21 protein-coding genes and 1 pseudogene are annotated in these 19,770 nt (G+C 47.4%); 11 read left to right on the top strand and 11 right to left on the bottom strand.

The features are described from left to right. Positions 1-178: 178 nt before the first annotated feature. The gene (gene cimA / locus J4G07_02155; protein ID MCE2412782.1) at positions 179-1,765 is read left to right on the top strand and encodes a citramalate synthase; all 1,587 of its coding nucleotides are present in this window, start codon (positions 179-181) and stop codon (positions 1,763-1,765) included. Positions 1,766-2,000: 235 nt separating this feature from the next. Then, complete coding sequence (locus tag J4G07_02150) at positions 2,001-2,597, top strand: hypothetical protein (protein MCE2412781.1); 597 nt, start codon at positions 2,001-2,003, stop codon at positions 2,595-2,597. A 23-nt stretch (positions 2,598-2,620) separates the two neighbouring features. Here the strand turns inward: J4G07_02150 and J4G07_02145 are convergent, their stop codons facing one another. Genes J4G07_02145 through J4G07_02135 form a run of 3 tightly spaced genes read right to left on the bottom strand, consistent with a single transcriptional unit; the run spans position 2,621 to position 5,121 of the window. After that, complete coding sequence (locus J4G07_02145) at positions 2,621-3,601, bottom strand: SDR family NAD(P)-dependent oxidoreductase (GenBank protein MCE2412780.1); 981 nt, start codon at positions 3,599-3,601, stop codon at positions 2,621-2,623. A gap of 12 nt (positions 3,602-3,613) precedes the next feature. Beyond that, the gene (locus J4G07_02140) at positions 3,614-4,483 is read right to left on the bottom strand and encodes a hypothetical protein (GenBank protein MCE2412779.1); all 870 of its coding nucleotides are present in this window, start codon (positions 4,481-4,483) and stop codon (positions 3,614-3,616) included. 56 nt (positions 4,484-4,539) lie between these two features. Next, the gene (locus J4G07_02135; GenBank protein MCE2412778.1) at positions 4,540-5,121 is read right to left on the bottom strand and encodes a redoxin domain-containing protein; all 582 of its coding nucleotides are present in this window, start codon (positions 5,119-5,121) and stop codon (positions 4,540-4,542) included. Between the two features lie 114 nt (positions 5,122-5,235). On the opposite strand from J4G07_02135, the gene J4G07_02130 reads away from it, so the two are divergent. The 9 genes from J4G07_02130 to J4G07_02090 all read left to right on the top strand — a co-directional run bounded on the left by J4G07_02130 (position 5,236) and on the right by J4G07_02090 (position 13,900). After that, on the top strand, positions 5,236-5,940 hold the full coding sequence (locus J4G07_02130; GenBank protein ID MCE2412777.1) for a hypothetical protein: 705 nt from the start codon (positions 5,236-5,238) through the stop codon (positions 5,938-5,940). Between the two features lie 170 nt (positions 5,941-6,110). After that, complete coding sequence (locus J4G07_02125) at positions 6,111-7,217, top strand: hypothetical protein (protein ID MCE2412776.1); 1,107 nt, start codon at positions 6,111-6,113, stop codon at positions 7,215-7,217. A 10-nt stretch (positions 7,218-7,227) separates the two neighbouring features. Then, positions 7,228-8,019 carry a nucleoside triphosphate pyrophosphohydrolase gene (gene mazG / locus J4G07_02120; protein MCE2412775.1) on the top strand — a complete coding sequence of 264 codons (792 nt, stop codon included), beginning with the start codon at positions 7,228-7,230 and terminating at the stop codon, positions 8,017-8,019. An 84-nt stretch (positions 8,020-8,103) separates the two neighbouring features. Beyond that, complete coding sequence (locus J4G07_02115; protein ID MCE2412774.1) at positions 8,104-8,853, top strand: hypothetical protein; 750 nt, start codon at positions 8,104-8,106, stop codon at positions 8,851-8,853. Positions 8,854-9,349: 496 nt separating this feature from the next. Then, on the top strand, positions 9,350-9,502 hold the full coding sequence (locus J4G07_02110) for a hypothetical protein (GenBank protein MCE2412773.1): 153 nt from the start codon (positions 9,350-9,352) through the stop codon (positions 9,500-9,502). A gap of 152 nt (positions 9,503-9,654) precedes the next feature. Next, a complete protein-coding gene (gene nfi / locus J4G07_02105; protein MCE2412772.1) occupies positions 9,655-10,353 on the top strand; it encodes a deoxyribonuclease V in 699 nt (232 codons plus the stop codon). Beyond that, a complete protein-coding gene (locus J4G07_02100) occupies positions 10,350-11,141 on the top strand; it encodes a hypothetical protein (GenBank protein MCE2412771.1) in 792 nt (263 codons plus the stop codon). The genes nfi and J4G07_02100 overlap by 4 nt, the downstream gene beginning before the upstream one ends. Next, positions 11,138-12,568 carry a sulfatase-like hydrolase/transferase gene (locus J4G07_02095; protein ID MCE2412770.1) on the top strand — a complete coding sequence of 477 codons (1,431 nt, stop codon included), beginning with the start codon at positions 11,138-11,140 and terminating at the stop codon, positions 12,566-12,568. Before J4G07_02100 ends, J4G07_02095 begins: the two co-directional genes overlap by 4 nt. 156 nt (positions 12,569-12,724) lie before the next feature. After that, the gene (locus tag J4G07_02090; protein MCE2412769.1) at positions 12,725-13,900 is read left to right on the top strand and encodes an aminotransferase class I/II-fold pyridoxal phosphate-dependent enzyme; all 1,176 of its coding nucleotides are present in this window, start codon (positions 12,725-12,727) and stop codon (positions 13,898-13,900) included. A 109-nt stretch (positions 13,901-14,009) separates the two neighbouring features. Here J4G07_02090 and J4G07_02085 read toward each other — a convergent pair whose 3' ends face one another. From J4G07_02085 to J4G07_02050, 8 genes and pseudogenes are all read right to left on the bottom strand, one after another. Then, entirely contained in the window at positions 14,010-14,912 is a 903-nt protein-coding gene (locus tag J4G07_02085; GenBank protein MCE2412768.1) for a phytanoyl-CoA dioxygenase family protein, read from the bottom strand. Further along, entirely contained in the window at positions 14,912-15,559 is a 648-nt protein-coding gene (locus tag J4G07_02080) for a DNA-processing protein DprA (GenBank protein ID MCE2412767.1), read from the bottom strand. The genes J4G07_02085 and J4G07_02080 overlap by 1 nt, the downstream gene beginning before the upstream one ends. Before the next feature lie 96 nt (positions 15,560-15,655). Continuing rightward, positions 15,656-16,318: a hypothetical protein gene (locus tag J4G07_02075; GenBank protein MCE2412766.1), complete on the bottom strand. Its 663-nt coding sequence runs from the start codon at positions 16,316-16,318 to the stop codon at positions 15,656-15,658. Continuing rightward, the gene (locus J4G07_02070; protein ID MCE2412765.1) at positions 16,319-16,642 is read right to left on the bottom strand and encodes a DUF2188 domain-containing protein; all 324 of its coding nucleotides are present in this window, start codon (positions 16,640-16,642) and stop codon (positions 16,319-16,321) included. Further along, positions 16,623-17,273, bottom strand: a pseudogene (locus J4G07_02065) (hypothetical protein). The gene J4G07_02070 and the pseudogene J4G07_02065 overlap by 20 nt, the downstream one beginning before the upstream one ends. Positions 17,274-17,291: 18 nt before the next feature. Then, on the bottom strand, positions 17,292-17,495 hold the full coding sequence (locus J4G07_02060) for a hypothetical protein (protein MCE2412764.1): 204 nt from the start codon (positions 17,493-17,495) through the stop codon (positions 17,292-17,294). A 579-nt stretch (positions 17,496-18,074) separates the two neighbouring features. Further along, entirely contained in the window at positions 18,075-18,965 is an 891-nt protein-coding gene (locus tag J4G07_02055; GenBank protein MCE2412763.1) for a hypothetical protein, read from the bottom strand. 104 nt (positions 18,966-19,069) lie between these two features. Then, the gene (locus J4G07_02050) at positions 19,070-19,756 is read right to left on the bottom strand and encodes a hypothetical protein (protein MCE2412762.1); all 687 of its coding nucleotides are present in this window, start codon (positions 19,754-19,756) and stop codon (positions 19,070-19,072) included. Between the last annotated feature and the right edge of the window lie 14 nt (positions 19,757-19,770).

Below are 19,770 nucleotides of genomic sequence, written 5' to 3'. Positions count from 1 at the left end.
CCGTAAAACACAGACAAAATTTGACTTTTGCTCTGAGATGTGTTAAAATATCATAAGGTAAATTAGCAGAAATTACGACATAAAAATAATAAAAGGAGACGCTAAATTTTGGCGTTGTAGGGCGAAGCTTGTAAGCGTATATTCAAAAGCGGAAGCCAAAACTTGCTGTGAAAATAACATGGTTGAATTTTACGATACGACACTCAGGGATGGTAGCCAAGCAGAAGGCGTGGCGTTTTCTGTTGAAGATAAACTCATCATCATAGAGGCATTGGATAAGTTAGGCATTCGCTATATTGAGGGCGGCTATCCCGGCTCCAATCCAAAAGACATAGAATTTTTCAAGCGGGCAAAAGGCATGGCGCTCGAAACGGCAACCATCGTGCCGTTCGGTAGCACGCGCTATCCCACCTATACCGCCGATGCCGATCCAAATCTAACCGCTTTGCTGGATACAGGGGCAAGAATTGTAACGATCTTTGGAAAAAGTTGGCGACTTCATGCGACTGATGTCCTACGCGTCACAGCTGAGGAGAACTTAGAATTAATTGAGAGTTCTGTCCGTTATCTCGTGGAAAATGGTCGTGAGGTCATCTATGATGCCGAGCATTTTTTCGATGGTTACGCCGACGATGCTGAATATGCGATGGAAACGCTACGAGCCGCTGCCGCTGGTGGCGCGAATTGCCTCGTCCTCTGTGATACGAATGGCGGCAGATTGCCCTTAGAAATTCAGGAAGGTGTTGAAGTCGTCCTCTCCGATCTGTCATTGCCTGTCGGTATCCATACCCACAACGACGCAGGAATGGGTGCCGCGAACTCAGTGCTCGCCGTGCAGGCAGGCGCAACCCATATACAAGGCACTTTCAACGGCTACGGTGAACGGTGCGGAAACGCGAATCTCGCCGCCATTATCCCTACAATTCAACTCAAACTCGGAATAAAGTCCCTCAGTGATACGCAGTTGCAGGCGTTAACACGCGTCTCCCGACTCATCAGTGAATTGGCGAACCTCCCGCATGACGAACGTCAACCCTACGTTGGACGTTCCGCCTTTGCGCATAAAGGCGGTTTACATACCGATGCCATCCGTAAAAACCGTCTCACTTATGAACATGTCGTACCGGAAACAGTCGGCAATACACAACGAATTCTGGTTTCCGATCAAGCCGGACGCGGCACTATTATGAAGAAAATCGAGAGGGAGTACCCGGATTACGACAAGGATTCACCGCAGGTACTGGAACTCTTCAAACGCCTCAAAGCAGCGGAACAGGAAGGCTACCAATACGAAGCCGCCGAAGCCTCGTTTGAACTCTTGACGCATAAGGTTTTCAATGCGTACAAAGCCTTCTTTGAACCTGTCGGTTTCCGCGTGATTATCGAACAGTTCAGCGACTTCGCGATGCGTTCCGAAGCGACTATAAAAGTCACAACCCCAGACGGGCTTACCGCACACACTGCCGCTGATGGAGATGGTCCCGTCAATGCCCTTGACACCGCACTCCGAAAGGCACTTGAGCAGTTTTATCCTGCCCTCCAGACGGTTCGACTCATAGATTATAAAGTTCGGGTGTTGGATACGAAGGCTGGCACGGGTTCAAAAGTTCGGGTATTAATTGAAGCGGGCGATGGTGAAAGGATTTGGAGTACCGTCGGTGTTTCAGAGAATATTATTTCCGCAAGTTGCGAGGCACTCATAGATAGTTTCGAGTATAAACTCTATATAGACAAAGTCCGCGTTGCTGCGTCGCAAACTTTTTAATTTTACCTTAGTAGTTAAACGACGTAGGTTAAAACTTTGAAGTGCCTTTCTTAAGGGATGCCTGCGCCGTTGTTGCAAACTTAGCGTTCGGTTTTAGGGGAGTGACGGATGCCATTGAGACATAATAATCTCACCTACAAGTAATGTTCAAATTTTGGCGCAGCTTGCAAGCCAAAACTTGCTGTTAAAATATCTTGCCTTGAGGTCACCGTGCCTTACATCTTTGGGGGACAACATGGGACATTTAGACACAATCGAAAAAGCAGCACAGAAACTCATCGCACTCTGTCAGAAAGAGAAGCAGACAAAAACCGACAAAGAAAAGATGCTCGGAATACACGCCGAGATCCTTACAAGCATCGAAAACCTTGACGAATGCGAGCTCTGTGGCGCAATCACAGAAATAATTGTAACGATGACTTTGGCTGATATCACAGCGAAGTTGTGTAAGGAGTGTGGGGTCAAATCACTGGAGACAGGGAAAATTCAGACTTCCAAACAAGGGACATCTCGGAAACGAACCCGCCGTGCGAAAACAGCGACTTCTACCACAGCGAAATCAAAGACCAAAAATAGTAAAGCACCTTCCAAACGTGCAGCACCCGTTGAAGAGCCAGAAACTCCAGAAACGCCAGCCGCGCTGCATACCCGCATCGAAGCACAGACCGGCATCAAGAAAGCCGATGTGAAACGTCTCCATAAGATCGTTCAAGACATTGCCGCCCCAATGAGTGCGACGCATACGCTCACCTATGTTCAACGCGAAGCAGAGATCGCAAAAATAAAGGTAGACACAGCAGCATTAAAAAAAGCGGTCGCCCTATTGCGATAACGGCTTACAGATGCAACTGCTGTTTAGTCTGTCTGGATGTGTTTTGCCCATTCCCGATTCGCTTGGTACCACTCTACAAGTGCAGTGATTCCTTCACGGAAACTGGCTTGCGGTCGCCATCCTAAAAGTTTTTCCGCTTTACGGATGTCTGCCCACGTGGCGCGGGCATCCGCCGGATGAAACGGTTGGTGCGTGAGTTCGGCTTTTCTACCAACCAGTTCCTCTATCAACCGAATCGTATCAATCAGCACAATAGGACTATCGGAACCGAGGTTAATCACCTCGTACTTGAGCGGTTTCAGCCCCGCAATCACCCCTCTTGCTATGTCATCCAGATAGGTATAGTCCCGTGAAGATTCTTTGCCATCGCCATAGACGGTAACCGGTTTCCCCTCGCTAATCCAATGCACAAAGCGAAACGCGCTCATATCGGGTCTGCCAGCGGGCCCATACACGGTGAAAAAACGGAAAATTGTTACGTCGATGCCGTAGAGATGGTGATAGCTATGGCAAATCGACTCGGCACCTTTTTTCGATGCAGCATAAGGGGACAAAGGTCCGTCTGTATTCGTTTCCTCACTGAACGGAAGACTGTTATTTGAACCGTATAGACTTGATGTTGATGCCAACACAAATTTCTTCACTTCAAACTCGCGGCACAGATCCAGTAAATTCAGCGTACCAGTCACGTTTGTATCCACGTATACCCATGGATCCTCAACAGAATGCCGAACGCCAGCACGCGCTGCGAGGTTAATCACCGCATCGAATGTAGGGATATCCCTCTTGAATATCGCCTGCAATGTTTCCCGATCACAGATGTCTGAACGGTGAAAGTGGAAATTGGGGGTGCCTTCGAGTTGCTCAAGCCTCCACTGCTTGACTTGCGTATCGTACGAGGCATTTAAGTTATCAATCCCAACAACAGTGTGACCAGCCTCCAGCAATAATTCTGTCACTTTCCATCCGATAAATCCAGCGCAACCGGTGACGAGATATTTCATATCCATTCCCTTTCATGATTGTTCGCAATCTGCCTTGAACGCTTCAAAACGCTCTTGAAACATTGACAGTGCCATTTCCGACAACTCATATTGTGTTTGGGTGTCCGTTTCCAACTTTTGTAGTTTGGTCTCATGCTGTGAGATCAGGGTGTCAATTTCCTCAACTTCCTGTTTCAATCCAAGAACAACATCAAACGCTACAGTTTCACTGGTACATGCTGTCAGCAATTCGTGATAAAGCGTCACGCCACCATCAAGTCTCTTGAAATCGCGGTGTATCTGATTCAATACACCACGGTAATGCTCCGGGACCATCGGGTTTTCTGTCTCAGCGAGCGTTTTTAAAGTCGAATCTAACTGTGTCAACTGAATCTGCTTATCCGACCAGAGAATCTTTTTCGCGATACTGTCCACGTTATCGCTATCTATAACGGGCGCGTGCTTCTGTAGAGTATCGTGAAGCTGGGTTTCCAATGCAACCAATTCGGCTTGAAGTGCCTTGATACGGCGTTTGAATTCTTCGGAATACTCTCGGATTTCGGGAAACTTCTCGTGGAGTGCATCGTGTTTCTCTTTTAGTTTGTGAACCTTCAAAATGTAGGTAGGATAACGCACCTTGAGGCTCTGAGAGAGTACCTGTATTTCCTGTAAGTCGCTTCTGGTCAGTTTCCGAGCTTGTTTACCCTCCAGCACTCCCATGAACCCATATACCGCAGCAGATAAACCGCAAAGGGTTAAAAGAATAGACGCTAAAATCTGAAAAACCCCGTCATCTACCGCCACGCGAATTGCCAAGAAACCGAATCCCCCGAGAAGTAGACCGGCAACAAGAAGGAAGATTGGGCTGGACAAATAGGGTTCTCTTTTCAGCTTTGTAGACATAGTTTCCGCCATCCATCATAGAAGACATCAGACGATCGGAGCAGATACACAAAAAGTTACTTCGCATCGGGTGTTGCTAAGAGTTTGTCAATCGCTTTCTTCAGTTCAGCATAAGTGTCTGCTTTGAAATCCGATTTCCGATGGAACACAATCGTGCCTTTCTGTGAGATGAGATAGAGCGTCGGTTTCTTTTCTTCCGTCTGATACTGTTTGTGGACCTCTCCCTTCCAGTCCAGTAGGAATTTCACAGCAGGCGGGTTTTTCTTCAGTTGACTTCTGATAAATCGTTTCGGTATGAATCCCGGAACACTCCGTAAATCACCAATAATATAGGCGACAACCCGTTCGTTTTCTCCGTATTCCTTCTGGAACGCCTCTGCCCACTTGTCGTCTTCTTCCCGAATCTTACGATTGCCCATAATGAGGAAAACAACCTTACCGCGCAACTTCTTCAGGGCGTGCTCCTTTTCCTCCGCGTCTTGGAGCGTCCAATCCGGTGCTGTATCGCCGACTTTCGGCGGTGCTGTTTCTGATTTTTCATCGGCAACAGCCACGAACATCCCAAAAAGAGTGATGCTGATAACTGCGACGATAAGTAGTTTCATGGCAGTCCTCGGTTTCTTGCGTTTCTTATCCACATTGTAACACCTCCTGATAACAAATGTCAAGTTGACTTTTCCCGAAAAACCTGCTACGCTATTAGACAAGAAAATTGTGCTAACAAACGCTTGCCTATTATTGGGATCCGCAACATGAATGCTGAACGCTCTATCCCTACACTTTTGAATCAGATTCGGGAGGATGTCCTTCCATCCATCGCGCACCCTTCGGAACTCCAGACGACTGAGAGTTTGCAAGACCTCAGAAGTCGGCTCCACAGCCTCCACTATTACTGCATCCGCTCACAAATTCCCGGTCCGGTTTGCAACCGTGTAGAGACCTTGCTTTCAACGAGTTCGGACCTTTGGCATCTCATTGCTGAAAACGAGTTGATGCTGAAAGACCTGAAAGAGTATACGCGCGTGCGGACATTCTCTGCAGAAGCAGAGGGAATCACCAATGTTGAGGAACTCCTTTCTGGCGAGGATACCCTCCGCGATGTGCTCATCAATAGTATCGCTTTCATGCTTAATTGGAAAGCAAATACAATTTGGGTTGACTCTGCGAAACGCGCACGCACCGCAATGGCAAAAAACTATATGCTGGAAATCCAGGATCGCATTTGGCAGTTCATCAAAGAGAGCACAGTCGAAACAGACGACGACTTAGAGAAAGCCGAAGAAATCCGCCAACGTGCAGACAGACTCCTCGCGGTAATTCACGCCAGTGATTTACCAACAGAAGCACAGGTTACGCTCCTGATGCAAATCTATACGCTGCTCTTGCGACTGCAACTCGGTCAACTGATTATTCAATTAGAAACCCTTCAAGACCAAGAGAACGGAACAGACACATGAGAATACACTTTTTCGGCGCAACTTGCAGGTTTCCGAAATTTGCTATCAGAGGTCTACGTTCCAAAAATTTATTCTGCAGCGTGAGGATTGTATGCTGCAACGCGCTCCTGCTGCTTCTGTTCCATAGCGCATTCGCCGCTGAGTTCCCTACGCTGTCCGCGGGAAAAGAGGTGCGTATCACGGCTCCAAAAACAGGAAAGACATTTCTGCTTTACCTTCCGATTGATTACACCGACCAACGTCCATTTCCTGTTATTTTTTGTTATCACGGCTACCGCGGAACAGCCACAACCTGGCCCTTCAAACAGGTGACGAAGGGGCAAGGATTCATTGTTGCCGGTATGAATTACGCGACTGACGCTTACTACCATAAACTCCGCTTCAACACAACCGGACCGGAGAAAATCTTCTTTGATGAGGCGTTAGAAATTATCTCAACACGGGTGAACGTTGACCAAGACTACATTTTTATGGGCGGTTATAGTCAAGGTGGCTACTCAACAACCGTTCTCGGAGAGCAGTTATTAGGTCGGTTAGCCGGGAATCTCGTCCTTGGGGCTGGTAGGTGCTATGTGGACATGAATCCACCACCGGCGGAACTCATCCGCGGGCATCCCTTTTTCTATGGTGTCGGGGAATTGGATGACCCACATTATCCACGCGCAAAACGTGCTTTTCAGTTTTATACAGAGTCCGGTGCAGATGTGGCTTTTGAGGAGTGGAAAGATGAGACGCACAAACTCTCTCCACAATGGATGACAAAAACGAAAATGCGGGAGTGGCTTATCGCTTACGGACCCATGAAACAGGTTGAATCTGGGTTTGACAAGGCGCAGATCGCTGAAAAAAATGGGAGGCTTGGAGAAGCGTTCACACTTTATACCCGAATTGCAAAGATTTTACCGGATACGAAGTTGTGCCGCACGGCGGAAGAATCCGCAATATATCTCGGTACCCAAGCCGAAACACAATTCAATCGGCTAAAGAAGGCAGCGGGTGAGAAGCCCTACGCGGCGTCAGTAAAGACATTAGAAGCGTTCCGCAATAAATATGCTGGCAGCGTCTTTGAAGCACATGCCGTGCAACTGCTCAGTGAACTGCTGAATGCCAAAGCGGATGCGTTAGAAGATCGAGCGCGCGAGGCAGAAGCGCAGAAAAACTATACGCGTGCGTTGCAACTCTACAAACTCTATCTTACCCACTTCCCAAAGGCAAAACGCTACGCGGAAGTCCAAAAACATGTAAAAGCCTTGCAAAACAAAACAGCAACAAAATAAGGAGGATTCTATGAAAAAGGAATTGTTTGAAGAACTTGTGGGGGTCATCGCGACATTAAGAAGTGAGAACGGATGTCCGTGGGATCGGGAGCAGACGCATGAAACGCTGAAATCCACACTCATTGAGGAAACTTACGAGACGCTTGAAGCCATTGACACAGGCGACCCGAAGAAATTGAAAGAGGAATTGGGCGATCTCCTGCTGAACATTATGCTCCAAGCACAGATCGCAGCAGAACATAAGGATTTTGACATCTACGCCGTGATCGAAATACTCACAGAGAAACTCATTCGGCGACACCCACACGTCTTTGGTGATATCGACGTTGAGGATTCGGACGAAGTTGTGAAAAACTGGGAAGAGATTAAACGCCAAGAGGCGGGCTACGAGGATCGGAAATCGGTCCTTGATGGGATTCCGGACGCGCTTCCCACACTGCTCCGCGCTCAGAAAATACAGAACCGAGCCGCCCGTGTCGGTTTCGATTGGGATGAACTTGCCGATGTTGTCGCCAAGGTTGACGAAGAACTCCAAGAAGTCAAGGCAAGTATCAAGGCAGATGAACCGGAAGCAGTTTCGATGGAACTCGGCGATCTGTTTTTTGCCGTTGTCAATCTTTGCCGCTTTATGGAGATCCAAGCCGAAGAAACACTGCGGGCGGCGAACCGCAAGTTTATGACACGCTTTAAATGGATGGAAGCAGAATTAGAACGTCGCGGCACCAGTTTTGAAGCACAAGACTTAGAGAGTCTTGATGCAATCTGGGAAGAAGCGAAAAAAGCGGAAATTGACACGGATTAATTCTATCTTTAACACAAGTTGCCACCCTTGTAGCATAGGAGACCGTTAGTTTGTGCTTCTCAGAGCACGAACCCAGGTAGACGAATGGCGAACTCATTATTGGACCTGTTGACACATAAGTGTGAACATCATCCGGACTATGAACGCTACACCGAACTCTTTCATCGGTTGGATCCAACAGCATCGCCGCGGATAGAACTGGTGCACCGTGCAGAAACATCAATATCTGAAACCGGTAAAAAACTCGGCATTTTTTCAGGTTCCTTCAATCCCCTAACGCTTGCACATACCAAGATGATTGAGGACACAATTGTTGAATACCAGTTGGACGAACTGCTCCTACTCCTTGCAAAGGCGAATGTGGATAAAACGGTGTTTGGCTTACCGCTTGCCGCAAGGCTCTTGACTCTCAAAAGTTACACGAAGAACCGAGAAAAATTCTCTGTCGGTGTATCAAGCCACGGTAGGTATATTGATAAAGTCACCGCTTTAAAAGCGATTTTACCACCAAGAACCGAGTTCCATTTTATCGTTGGCTACGATACCCTTGTAAGAATCTTTGACCCGAAATACTACACGGATTTCCACACCGAATTGGGAGAACTCTTTGTAGATGCCCGCTTCATTGTTGCGAACCGAGCAGCGGCAGATATTAAGACAATTGAATCTTTCATGGAACAACCGGAGATCCGCCAATATGCCCCCTACGTTTCATGCCTTCTACTTCCCGATGTTTACGCGTATATGTCCTCAACAGAGGTTCGTGAACTGTTAAAGCAGGGCGAAGCCATTGAACACCTCGTGCCACCCAGCATCTTTGCCATGCTTGACTAAATCCATTCCAACAATCCTCCCGAAATTCACGTTTTATCTTCTCGTTTGAAAAGATTCACTTTGAAACATACCATATTGGAGTGTTTCAATTTTGCCACATTTTTCACGAGTTCTCTGTCCTATTGTGTTTAATTACACACATTTTGCTGGCGTATTCTCTCATATTGGCGTTTCTGCGGTGGCATCATTCTTGCTAATACCTGATCACTATCCTCTTACCGATCGGTTTCCTGCTCATTTTGAAGTTATACATAAAATTTAATTTGCCTTATAAGTCAAATATTAAAACTCGTTGTTAATTGTTAAATTGGGACTTTATATATAATTTAGCGTTTAATCCGCATTTTGCTTAGGTTAATATAATAATTTTGAAACCGATTGATAGATACTTTCGTTAACTGCCTGTAATAATTTAGGCGATAGACTCAAAATTTGAGAAACGCCGACAGGTTCATATAGAGCGATTATAAAAACACCATTTTGAGGAGAACATATAATGTTCAACGGAATAGAGTTAATTATCGGCAGTTTGGGTGCCCTCATCGGTATTGGTGGCGGTTATTTAGTCCTCTCTGCCTTCTTCGCGGGCATCCGGCATATTACGAAGCCCGGTGCCGTTGAGGTCAAAGAGACGAGGCAAAAGAAATAGTCATTCGACGCATAAGCTACGCCGAAAAGGCTTGACAATCGAAGTGTTTTGTGTTATAATATTACAAGCATCCGCGGAGGGTTTACCACCGCACGCTTTCTTTGCACCTGAAGCATTGTAAAACACGACGACGTTTACATTGAAAACGAACAGTGGCAGCTATACAGTATCGCGCCCTCCATTCATGGGATGTTTCCCCCGCAGAAGCACGGAGACTCCAAAATGAACTCCGCACGCAGGTGGTTAAAACAGACCAGTTTGGGAAAATCAATACCGTTGCCGGGGTAGATATCGGACTGAAAAAGGACATCGCACGCGCATCCGTGGTCGTCCTGAGCTTTCCCGAGTTGCAGGTGGTAGATAGCGTGGTTACTGAAAGCCCTGTTCGTTTTCCTTATATACCGGGGTTGCTGTCCTTTCGGGAAATCCCGCCCCTATTAACCGCATTCACACAGTTGCAAACCGAACCTGATCTGGTGATAGTGGACGGTCAGGGGATCGCACACCCAAGACGGTTTGGACTCGCATCACATTTAGGGCTAATTTTGGATAAACCGACGATTGGATGTGCAAAATCTCGACTTTGGGGACGATACGAGGAGCCAGAAGCCGAACAGGGATCTTATACCTGCCTGATGGACAAAGACGAGGTGATCGGCACTGTTGTTCGCACGCGTAACAACGTTCGGGTGGTCTACATATCCATAGGACACCGAATCTCTTTGGATTCAGCACGCACCTTGACTCTCGCATGTTGTAGAGGCTACCGATTACCCGAAACAACCCGTTATGCACATAATGCTGCATCCAGTAAAGTTTCCCAAAATATGCCAATGGTTCCAACGCCATGAATGATAGCAAGCCGCTGCACTGGTCCTTTGACTACAATTACGGTGCCCAAAACCCCCAATTTTCACAAGAATTGATTGGAACGCTTCGCGGGTATGATCCCGAAGCTGCCACACGCGGCACCCAAACGGCGCAAACGATCACGCATGTTTACAATGTACTACCGAACTACTGGCGCGGCTATAACAGAGGAGAGAACTCAGAGACACTGAGCATCGGGACAGCCATCATCGAACGGAGCAAAAACGATAACCTGTGGCACTATTCGGTCAAATACGAAAATACAACAAGCGGCGAGAATCTTCAAATGCAATTCTGTTGTAGCGATGAAAACCATCGTCCGCTTAGCGGTAATTGGAGTGTTGATGCCCGAAACAGTGCCGACGATGAATACTTCCAATTGGTGTGTGCAGGCTATCTCACCTCAGATTCAGAAGTGCGGCTGCGTATCAACGGTACTGAAATTGCTGCAGGAACAGTAGACGCATCTGTCAAATTGACATGCAATTGGGCACTCTTTGATGTCATTCCCGCGCTCGTCCGAACAATTCAAGCGTCCGGCGATGGAATAGACATTGCTGTCCTTGAAGACTTGGAACAACTGAGACTAAAAAGTAAACTCGGTTTCCTTGAGACGATACAGACCCCGATTCCGCTTGACGGTTATTATCTTTACGGGACTGGACTTTTGCCTTCGTATTGGTGGCTCGATGGACACGGAAACATTGCTATCGCTTCAACCTTTTTCGAGACGCTGGTGCTTAGAGAGAAGATGGGGGACCGTGTATGAACGAACGCCCCAATATTCTTTTTATTAACACCGACCAGCACTCGTGGGATGCGATTTCGGCTTACGGAAATCCGTTCCTTCGGACACCCAATATCGATGAACTTCATCGGAATGGGACCTCATTTCGCAGATCGTTCTGTACGGATCCGGTGTGTGCTGCCGCTCGTTCCAGTTGGGCAACAGGTTTATACACCTCCGAGACGGGGGTGCCGTTTAACGGTGGGTATTTACACTCAGAAATTCCTGACCTTGGGCAATTGCTCAACGCGGGTGGCTATCAAGCATTCCACTGCGGTAAGTGGCATGTTCCGGGCAGAGATGTCCGCGAGAGTTTTCGGACCCTCTATTATGGGCAACAGGATATTGGCGCAGGCGGTGCCGCATACTACGATTCAGCATCTACGCACGCAGTTGCAGATTTCTTGACAAACTACGACAAAGACGATCCGTTTTATCTCCAAATCGGTTACGTCGATCCGCACGACGTATGCGAATATTTGCACAACCATGAGGAGAAACATATTCCAAACCCGTTGGAGCAGGGAATAGTTTCCGAAGACGATCTGCCACCGCTCCCAGAAAACTTCGATTACGATGAGCGGGAAACGGTGTTACACCGTGTCTGCCGAAGGGTTGACGACGCGCTTATCCACGCGGCGATTCTTAAAGGGATACGGGGCTGGGATGAACTCCACTGGCGTTATCTGAGGTGGAACTATTATCGGTTCATTGAAAAGGTGGACGCAGAAATTGGAAGAGTCCTCACGCTCCTGCGAGAGACATCTCGGCACAATAACACGCTCATTATCTTCAGCGCAGACCACGGGGAGGCATGCGGTAGCCATCAGATGTTCCAGAAATTCACGCTTTACGAAGAGAGCATAAGAGTGCCGTTCATCGTCGCGTGTTTGGGAGAGGGTATTCCTGTAGAGAAGGATCGATTTGACGAAACGCACTTCATCTCAGGTGTTGATCTGTTCCCTACCGTTTGCGATTACGCCGGTGTTGATGTGCCTGAAGGGATACAGGGATTGAGTGTCCGCCCGCTCGCGGAGGGGAAGGGTGTCCCTTGGCGCGATTACGCCTACATAGAGAGCAATTATTGGGGGCGTGCAATTGTCACGAATCAGTATAAATACGTTACAGAATACAAACCGAAAGCAATAGAGGACTTCCAGCCTCCTGGACCAGATGCCGAACAACTTGGACTTGCTCAACTATTTGATCGACACAATGATCCTGGGGAAACAGAAAATTTGGCAGGAAACCCAACTTACGATGAAGTCGTTAAGATATGCAGAAACAAACTATTCGCCCAAGAAGTGAGACTCCATCGGCAACAAATCGTGCATCCAAGCCCGAAGGGAGTCATATCGAATTGGGGCGATCGGTTACGAACATATTGGCAGATGGCAGATAGCCATTAGCAATCAGCAGTCAGTTAAGAGGTTTTCGTCTCACAAAAATATCCTCTTAAGAGAATCTCAAACCCCGTAGCCCGTAAGCGTAGCGGAGGGCGGATTTGAGAGACGCACGTTATAGTCCAAACGCACGAACTTTACCCGCAAGGTAAAATTAAAAAAATGAATATATTTTCAAAACGCTTAAATCGACTTCCACCATACATGTTCGGCAAGCTCAGACAGTTAACACATGAACGTCGGCAGCAAGGCATTGATATTATCGATTTGGCGATGGGCAATCCAAATCAACCGACGCCACAACCCATTATTGATAAATTGACGGAGGCGGCACAAGAACTCAGAAATCACCGCTATTCCGTTTCGCGTGGCATCTACAACCTGCGCAGGGAAGTCAGTTGGCATTATGAACGTCGATTCGGTGTAGATATTGATCCGGATGAAGAGGCGATCGCTGTTATTGGCACAAAAGAGGGACTCGGACACCTCGCTTTAGCCTTGATTGACAACGGTGACTTAGCGATGGTCCCAAATCCGACCTTTCCTATTCACATGTACAGCATTGTGCTCGCAGGTGGAAGTGTGGTGAGTATACCACTCACAGAAGAGAACGATTTCATCCCCTCGCTCACCGAAATCACACGCGACATTTGGCCCAGACCCAAGGCGTTAATCTTAAGTTTTCCGCATAACCCAACGGGTGCTGTCGTTGACCTTGGGTTCTTTGAAGAGATTGTCGCCTTCGCAAAACGCCAGGAGATTATTGTAATCCACGATTTGGCGTATGCAGACATTGTTTTTGATGGCTACAAGGCACCCAGTCTCTTGCAAGCGAAAGGCGCGAAGGATATCGGTATTGAATTTATCTCTCTGTCTAAATCCTACAATATGGCAGGCTGGCGGTGTGGGTTTGCCGCTGGAAACCGTGAGATTGTCGAAGCACTCGCTCGGATTAAAGGATATTACGATTATGGGATTTTCGCACCGATCCAAGTTGCCGCAATTATGGCACTGCGCACTCCAGAGGATACGGTGATGGAAAACGCTGCTGTCTACCAAAAACGCCGTGATGTACTTGTGGATGGTCTGAACAGAATCGGATGGAAGGTCTCAAAACCGCAGGCTTCGATGTTCGTCTGGGCACCGATCCCTGAAGCATGGAAGCACCTGAGTTCCATGGAATTCGCCATGAAACTACTCAGCGAGGCAGAGGTCTGTGTTTCTCCCGGCGCGGGGTTTGGGCATAACGGCGAGGGCTATATCCGCATTGCCCTTGTAGAGAACGAAGATCGCATTCGTCAAGCAGTGCGTCAGATCCGACGAGCGTTGTTCGGCTAATATAGTAAAGCCCGAAAACCTGTGGACAGTTGTTCGATTTTCAACTATCCTCCTCCGCCGCTGGCGAGGTTTCTAACCTCGCCTACTGGTAATAAAGGTTTATGCCCCTCTATTCCAATCCCCACTGTTCCTTTGCCTCTTCAAACGAAATCTTCTGACTGCCCGTATGAGAGATCGGGTTTTTGCCGACCCATCGCTCATCAATTGGGTGCGCTGCGGGTTGGAAACGGATGTCACAACTGATTCGCCATCTGTCGGAGAGATTTTTCGTAGAGGTGTGCATCGTGTGCATCGTGAAGATGATGACATCTCCCATCTCGAAATCCGCTGTCTGCCACTCACCGCCGTATTTTTCGCTGATCTCCATCGGAACGTTCCCGAAATGTCCAGGGGTGCCGTCTCTGTCAACATCTGTTTTGCCGTAGGTATCTCGAATCCGAGCGAAGCTTGGGAGGTTATGCGACCCGACAAGCACAGTCAATGTTCCCATCGTTGCTGGCACATCGCCGAATGGTACCCAACAGGTGTGCAGCTGCTCCGAGCCTCTCCCCATGTAGACGAAATCGAAATGGGGTCCCGACCAACCGTCAGGACGGACGAACCGTAGCCACTTGTAATCGAAGGTTCGGGTATCGCCGCTAAAGAAGGTTCGGAAGAACTTGAAGAGTTCGTCTCCCTCCAAAACCGCCTGCACATCTGGATGGTGCGTAACGGCGGGCGTGCCCATTGTTCGCCCAGGTCTTCCGTCACCAGCGACCGCCTCCATTATGTCAGTGCCGGACTTGAAGACCTCATCTTTCCCGTTTCCGTTGGCGTATTCAAGGATAGCCCGTCGTCCCGCGGCAACTTTTTCTTTATCGATTAAGCCCCGGACGAGGAGATACCCGTCCTCCGCTATCTGTTTGTGCAAGCCTTCTGCTGAATCAAGGACAGTGTTGCAGTCCCGAAGCACACCGAGGTGTGGACCGGGAAAGGTGAGTTCATGGTCTCCCAAAAAAACGGTTTCCGCCATTATTTGCCTCCGAATTGGGACGTTTCAATCCGTCGTGTCCCAAGTTGAAAAAGTGAATCGTTTGCTGGTGTCTCAAAAGTAAAAACGGGTTTGCCCCACGCCAACACCATCTGCGCGAATTCCAAAATCTTGCTGTCCTCTGCAGCGTGGGCGATACAGATTTTATCCGCAAGTGCGGCAACAAAGGCGTTGCGTTGGTGCGCCAATGCCGCTGTTGATCGCCGATGGCGACTCTCAAAAATAGATAGGATTAATAGACGCTCCGCAGACAACGCCTCCTTCCACGCCGATTTCAGTCGCATGTTTTCGATGCTCCGTGCCGGACATAAAAGAATCGGTTGTGAGCCACGCAGTAAAACGCGTAGGCACTCTTGTTCAACTGGAGAGTGATACCCACCGATCGTTGGGATCTCTCTTTCCTTGAATGTTTGAGCTAAGTCGTGCGTTTTCAGGATAATATCCCCGGGACATTTGCTGGAGCAGAAAAGTGCCCAGAGGTCTCCGCTTAAGGTGGTGTTTTGCCCAAGTAACAGGTCAATATTCCCGCGTGCCCAGATCGTTTCCGGTGTCTCCGTTTTTAAATACTGCTCCAATCCTGTTGGATAATCCGTGTCTTTTTGTGTGATACGTTGAATTGACTGCGTCACTTACTGTTAGTATCCTTCATGTAGGTTCTACTGCTTACGTTCGCGTAGTTAATCACGCAATTAATCACGCAATTAATCACGCAATTAATCACGCAATTAATCGATTACCTGATCGTCCACTTTTCGGACGTACCTAATTCCTCTTCCCTTGCCTATTGCAGTCAATAGCCCTTTGTCTGTTAAATCCTTGAGTTCGGTATAGGCAGTTCTGGGCGAAATATGGTTGATCTCCGCATATTCTCTTGTCGCAATTTGCCCGTTTTTTTCTACATGAAACAGGGTATTCTTTTGACGCTCGCTCAATTGTGCTGAAATATCGTCAATCTCTATAAAAGTGCTCTCTTGAATCGGCGAATCAAAGATGATTGTGGTTTGAAGTGGATGAAATTCATAACGCGGTTCCTTGTTTCCCCATTCCGCGGAGAGCCTTTTCATCATCCTGATACCAGAGCCGTAACGCTCAATGAAACCAATATCGTACATGAATCGGCTTAAGATGGGATTTACCGGTTCATGGACTGGCGTGTCTGGGCTGATCCCTTCTGGAAAAGTGCCGGGATTAATAATCTCAACGCGGTTGTCGAATATGAAAACTCGGACATCCGAGTGTTTTTGATAGTTGCGATGAATCAATGCGTTGATAATCGATTCCCGCAGTACAGACAACGGATATTCAAACTTATCGTCTCTCTGGAAAGAACCTGTATTCCGAAGACTGAGGAGGCGGATGTTTCTTCTTACAACGTGGGAAACGGTCATCTAATCAGACCCGTGACTGTTGGTACGTTGAATAGTGCCATTTTTATGGCAGATAACAAATTCAGTTTTCTGATTTCGGCTGACTTCCCGCCCGTACTGCACAGCTTCCTTTTTAGTAGAGAAATGCCTTGATGATTTTGTAGCACCGCTACGCTTCACATCCCATCCGCCTTTATCGCCCTGAACGACATAATGCGTATCTTTAGTCAAGTCGTAAACAACTGCCTCTACTGCCTGTTGAATTTGACTTATTGTAAGATTGCCCCGCTTGGGGGGATCTTTGATAATTCTCTTCCTTGCCACGCTAATCACCTCCTTGAACATGTTGAGATAAACGATTCTCTTTAGTCCGCAACCACTTCACAATCATCCAAGTATAATCATTAAAAATCAGATTATTAGCATTTAACTGCCATATTTGAGCCATTTGCGGTAAATCCCGCATAAAGTCTTGGTAACGTCCCCAAATGATGCTTCCATCTGGAATTGTCCGACGTCTCGACGCGGTGCGGAGCCAATTCCGGACGACTGCCATAATTTCCTCTGGCGCGTTGCTGTGTGCCTGAATATCTTGCCCTGCGATATCTGAGATAAACTGTTGATATCGATAGGGTTCACTGTCCAGTACGAGACATTTTTTTCCTTTTTGTTCTTCTACACCAAATTTCTTAGCACCGAGGAAAACACCCAATTCCAACGGCATATTAAATCAAGGGAAACCTGAATCCTCGTCTAATTCTATTCTGGATATGTCGTGAATGCCATAACGGCAAACCTCAATAATACTATAGATTTTATCAATCCGAACTTGGCTTGCATTGTCTTCTTCAAGCGCACAACGAGGGACAAAACCGCAATCGTATGTTGCAAACACTATTGCGTCAAACAGCGGTTTGTAAACTGGATCAAATGGACAATTGATAAAGACATTGTCATTGTAGTCGGATGATTTCATAATGCTTATGTCAACTAACTACTCTTCCCAAGGATCCTCAACCGGAATTGGTTTACTGCGTCCCTTGTATATTAACTTAACTCGTATTGTGCCTGATCGACGCGGTGGAGGGGTGACTATGACCGCGTCCAAGTTGAGGATGTCCTCTTCATCATAGACAGGAAAAGCGAGGCGTTGCTTCTGTTTTTTGTTCGTTGTGTTTTTTTGTTGTATAGTTTTCATAGACTGTTTAAAACTCCTTCATCTACAATTTTAACAGAAGTTGGGAATACGTGCAACCGTATTACACAGCAGTCCCGTAAAGGAAATAGTGCGCGTTTCAGAGTATTCAGAGTAAATGGAAAAATAATAGGTTTCAGGAAAAGTCCGTGAACCCATACTGGGACTGGATTCTCAGCGGTTTTTTCAGGAGGTTTCTCAGAAGTTTACTCTGAAATTTCAAAGGTGGGAGGAAGGCTTCGGTTTATACTGTCTGAATCAGGATTATAGGATTTTCAGGATAGGAAGGGAATAACGTTCTTTAGTCTACTGGAGGAAGATGTTTTCTGTGGTAGGTTTTCAGTGCGATTCACGGAGGATTTTCTAAAGTCAGGGGGTCAGTGGGTTCGTGGAAGGCAATATGTCCTCTCTCCGTGAAAACACGAGATGTTTCGCGTAGACCCTCCAGATGAATTAGCAATCAACGGAGGGTAGGCGCGGGATTGTTCGACGTTTTGACGGAGTGCGGAGCCAATCCCAGAGCATAATTGTCTGAATCAAAATTTTCAGGATTTTAGGATAAACAAGATAATGCGAAGCGCGCTAAATCTCCTGTTGGTATTGCTCAAAGAACCTGAAAAGTTGCTCAAACGCCTTGTCTGGGATGTCAATGTTTTCGCCGTGGAGTGTCTCAAGCTGGTGTTGTTGAAAGATACCGCCGTTGAGGTAGGGAATTTTACCGAGCAGGCGTTTTACATCTCTGCTCCGTTCTGCTTCCGGTTTCGCAAATCCTTCAAAGAAGAGTGGGCAGAGAAATTCTTTGTAGTATCCGTTGATGCCTCTCGATTGGCTATCTGCCAATTTAGTAAGTAGATAGTTTTCGTCGTTATTGAGAAAACCTCTCTTCTGAATGAAATAGATGAACATCAGGCGGTTGAGCATTACTGAAACGTACCACTTTTGCATCTCTCTATCGGGAATGCCTTTGAGAAATTTAAGGAATACGTCATGCTCTTTCTTGAAACGGTCATAAAACTTTTTGGTAACCCGTTCAGCGTAAAAGGCTGCTCCGACGCGTCCGGTCACGTCAGGAAGTGAAAGATCCTCTTCCTCTTCGAGGGTAAAAACGATGGCACGCAGCTTCTGAATGAGGGAGTCTCCAGATTGTTCGTTGCTGTTATACCGGTGTTCACGGCATGCATCGGGTTTCCCCTGTTCGCGTTTGACCCACTGCCATATTTGTGTGGTTTTCTCAGCGTCGGTGTAGATGATGAAGTGTTCGTGGACGGATTTGGCAACCTGCTTTTGAATTTTGCGACGGGTGGCGTAATCGGGGATGCTTTCGTCGGAAACTCCGGTTGCGGCACACTCAAAGACGACCATTCCGCGTTTTTCGGCAATTGCGGTGAGTGTATATTCAGTTTCATCTACTGTGATGGGAAGTATTTGGGTGTGATGGTCCCCATCCAAGTTCTTGTGTAAAGAGGGTTTCAAATTCGGATTCTTTGAGATATTGACGTGTTTCTCGGACGTTAAGCATTAGCATCTTCCTTTTGTCATGTTCAGTGGAAAGTGTCCCAGCAATTTCTGAGAGTGTTTTAGTCGTAGTCCTCGTCCTCATCGAGCTCCTCCGGGTCCAGGTCCATTCCGAGGTAAAGCCCCATGGGAGCGAGTCCTGCTTTGACTTTTTGGAGCGATCCCATCCCGAAATAACTGATCAGTAGTAGTTCTTTTTCCGTTTTTTCGACGAGTGTGCGTAAGGTATAGATGTTTGCCCTTTCGAGACAATTGTGGGCTCGGGTAGGGAGTCTGAGTGCGGCGATAGATAGGGTTAAGTAATCATCCCGCTCCTGTTCCGTCACATCAGCGATCTCCGGCTCCCTGTAGATGTTAGGGAATAGCGGGTCCCGTTCATGTTGGGCCTCGATAATATCTATCCAGGGCGAATCCAATTCCTGTTCTGCCTCAGCAATATCTGCCACGATGTCCCGTTCAGGATTGAGCAAGACTCTTTGGAGCGAATGAGGGAGGGATTCCCAAATCGCCGCATAATGCTCCGATTCTGACGCAGCTTCGCACCAACGGTCGAGAAAGGTCCGAAGCGTCTCGCTATCTCCCTTTTCCTCTGAAATCTGTGTTATGACTTGGAATAATTCCTGAAAAAACACAACGAGGTCTTCTACCGGTAACCATTTGACCCAATCGTGGGGCTTTGGAATTGGAACAGATTTGACGAGCAATTCGTCGTCTATAAGGTATCCGACAACGAGTTTAGCATCTTTCATCTGGTGTCTCCTTG

It is taken from the genome of Candidatus Poribacteria bacterium (assembly GCA_021295715.1).
GTDB lineage: Bacteria > Poribacteria > WGA-4E > WGA-4E > WGA-3G > WGA-3G.
The sequence above is the reverse complement of the archived record's forward strand: the minus strand, read 5'-3'. Positions and strand labels throughout refer to the sequence as shown.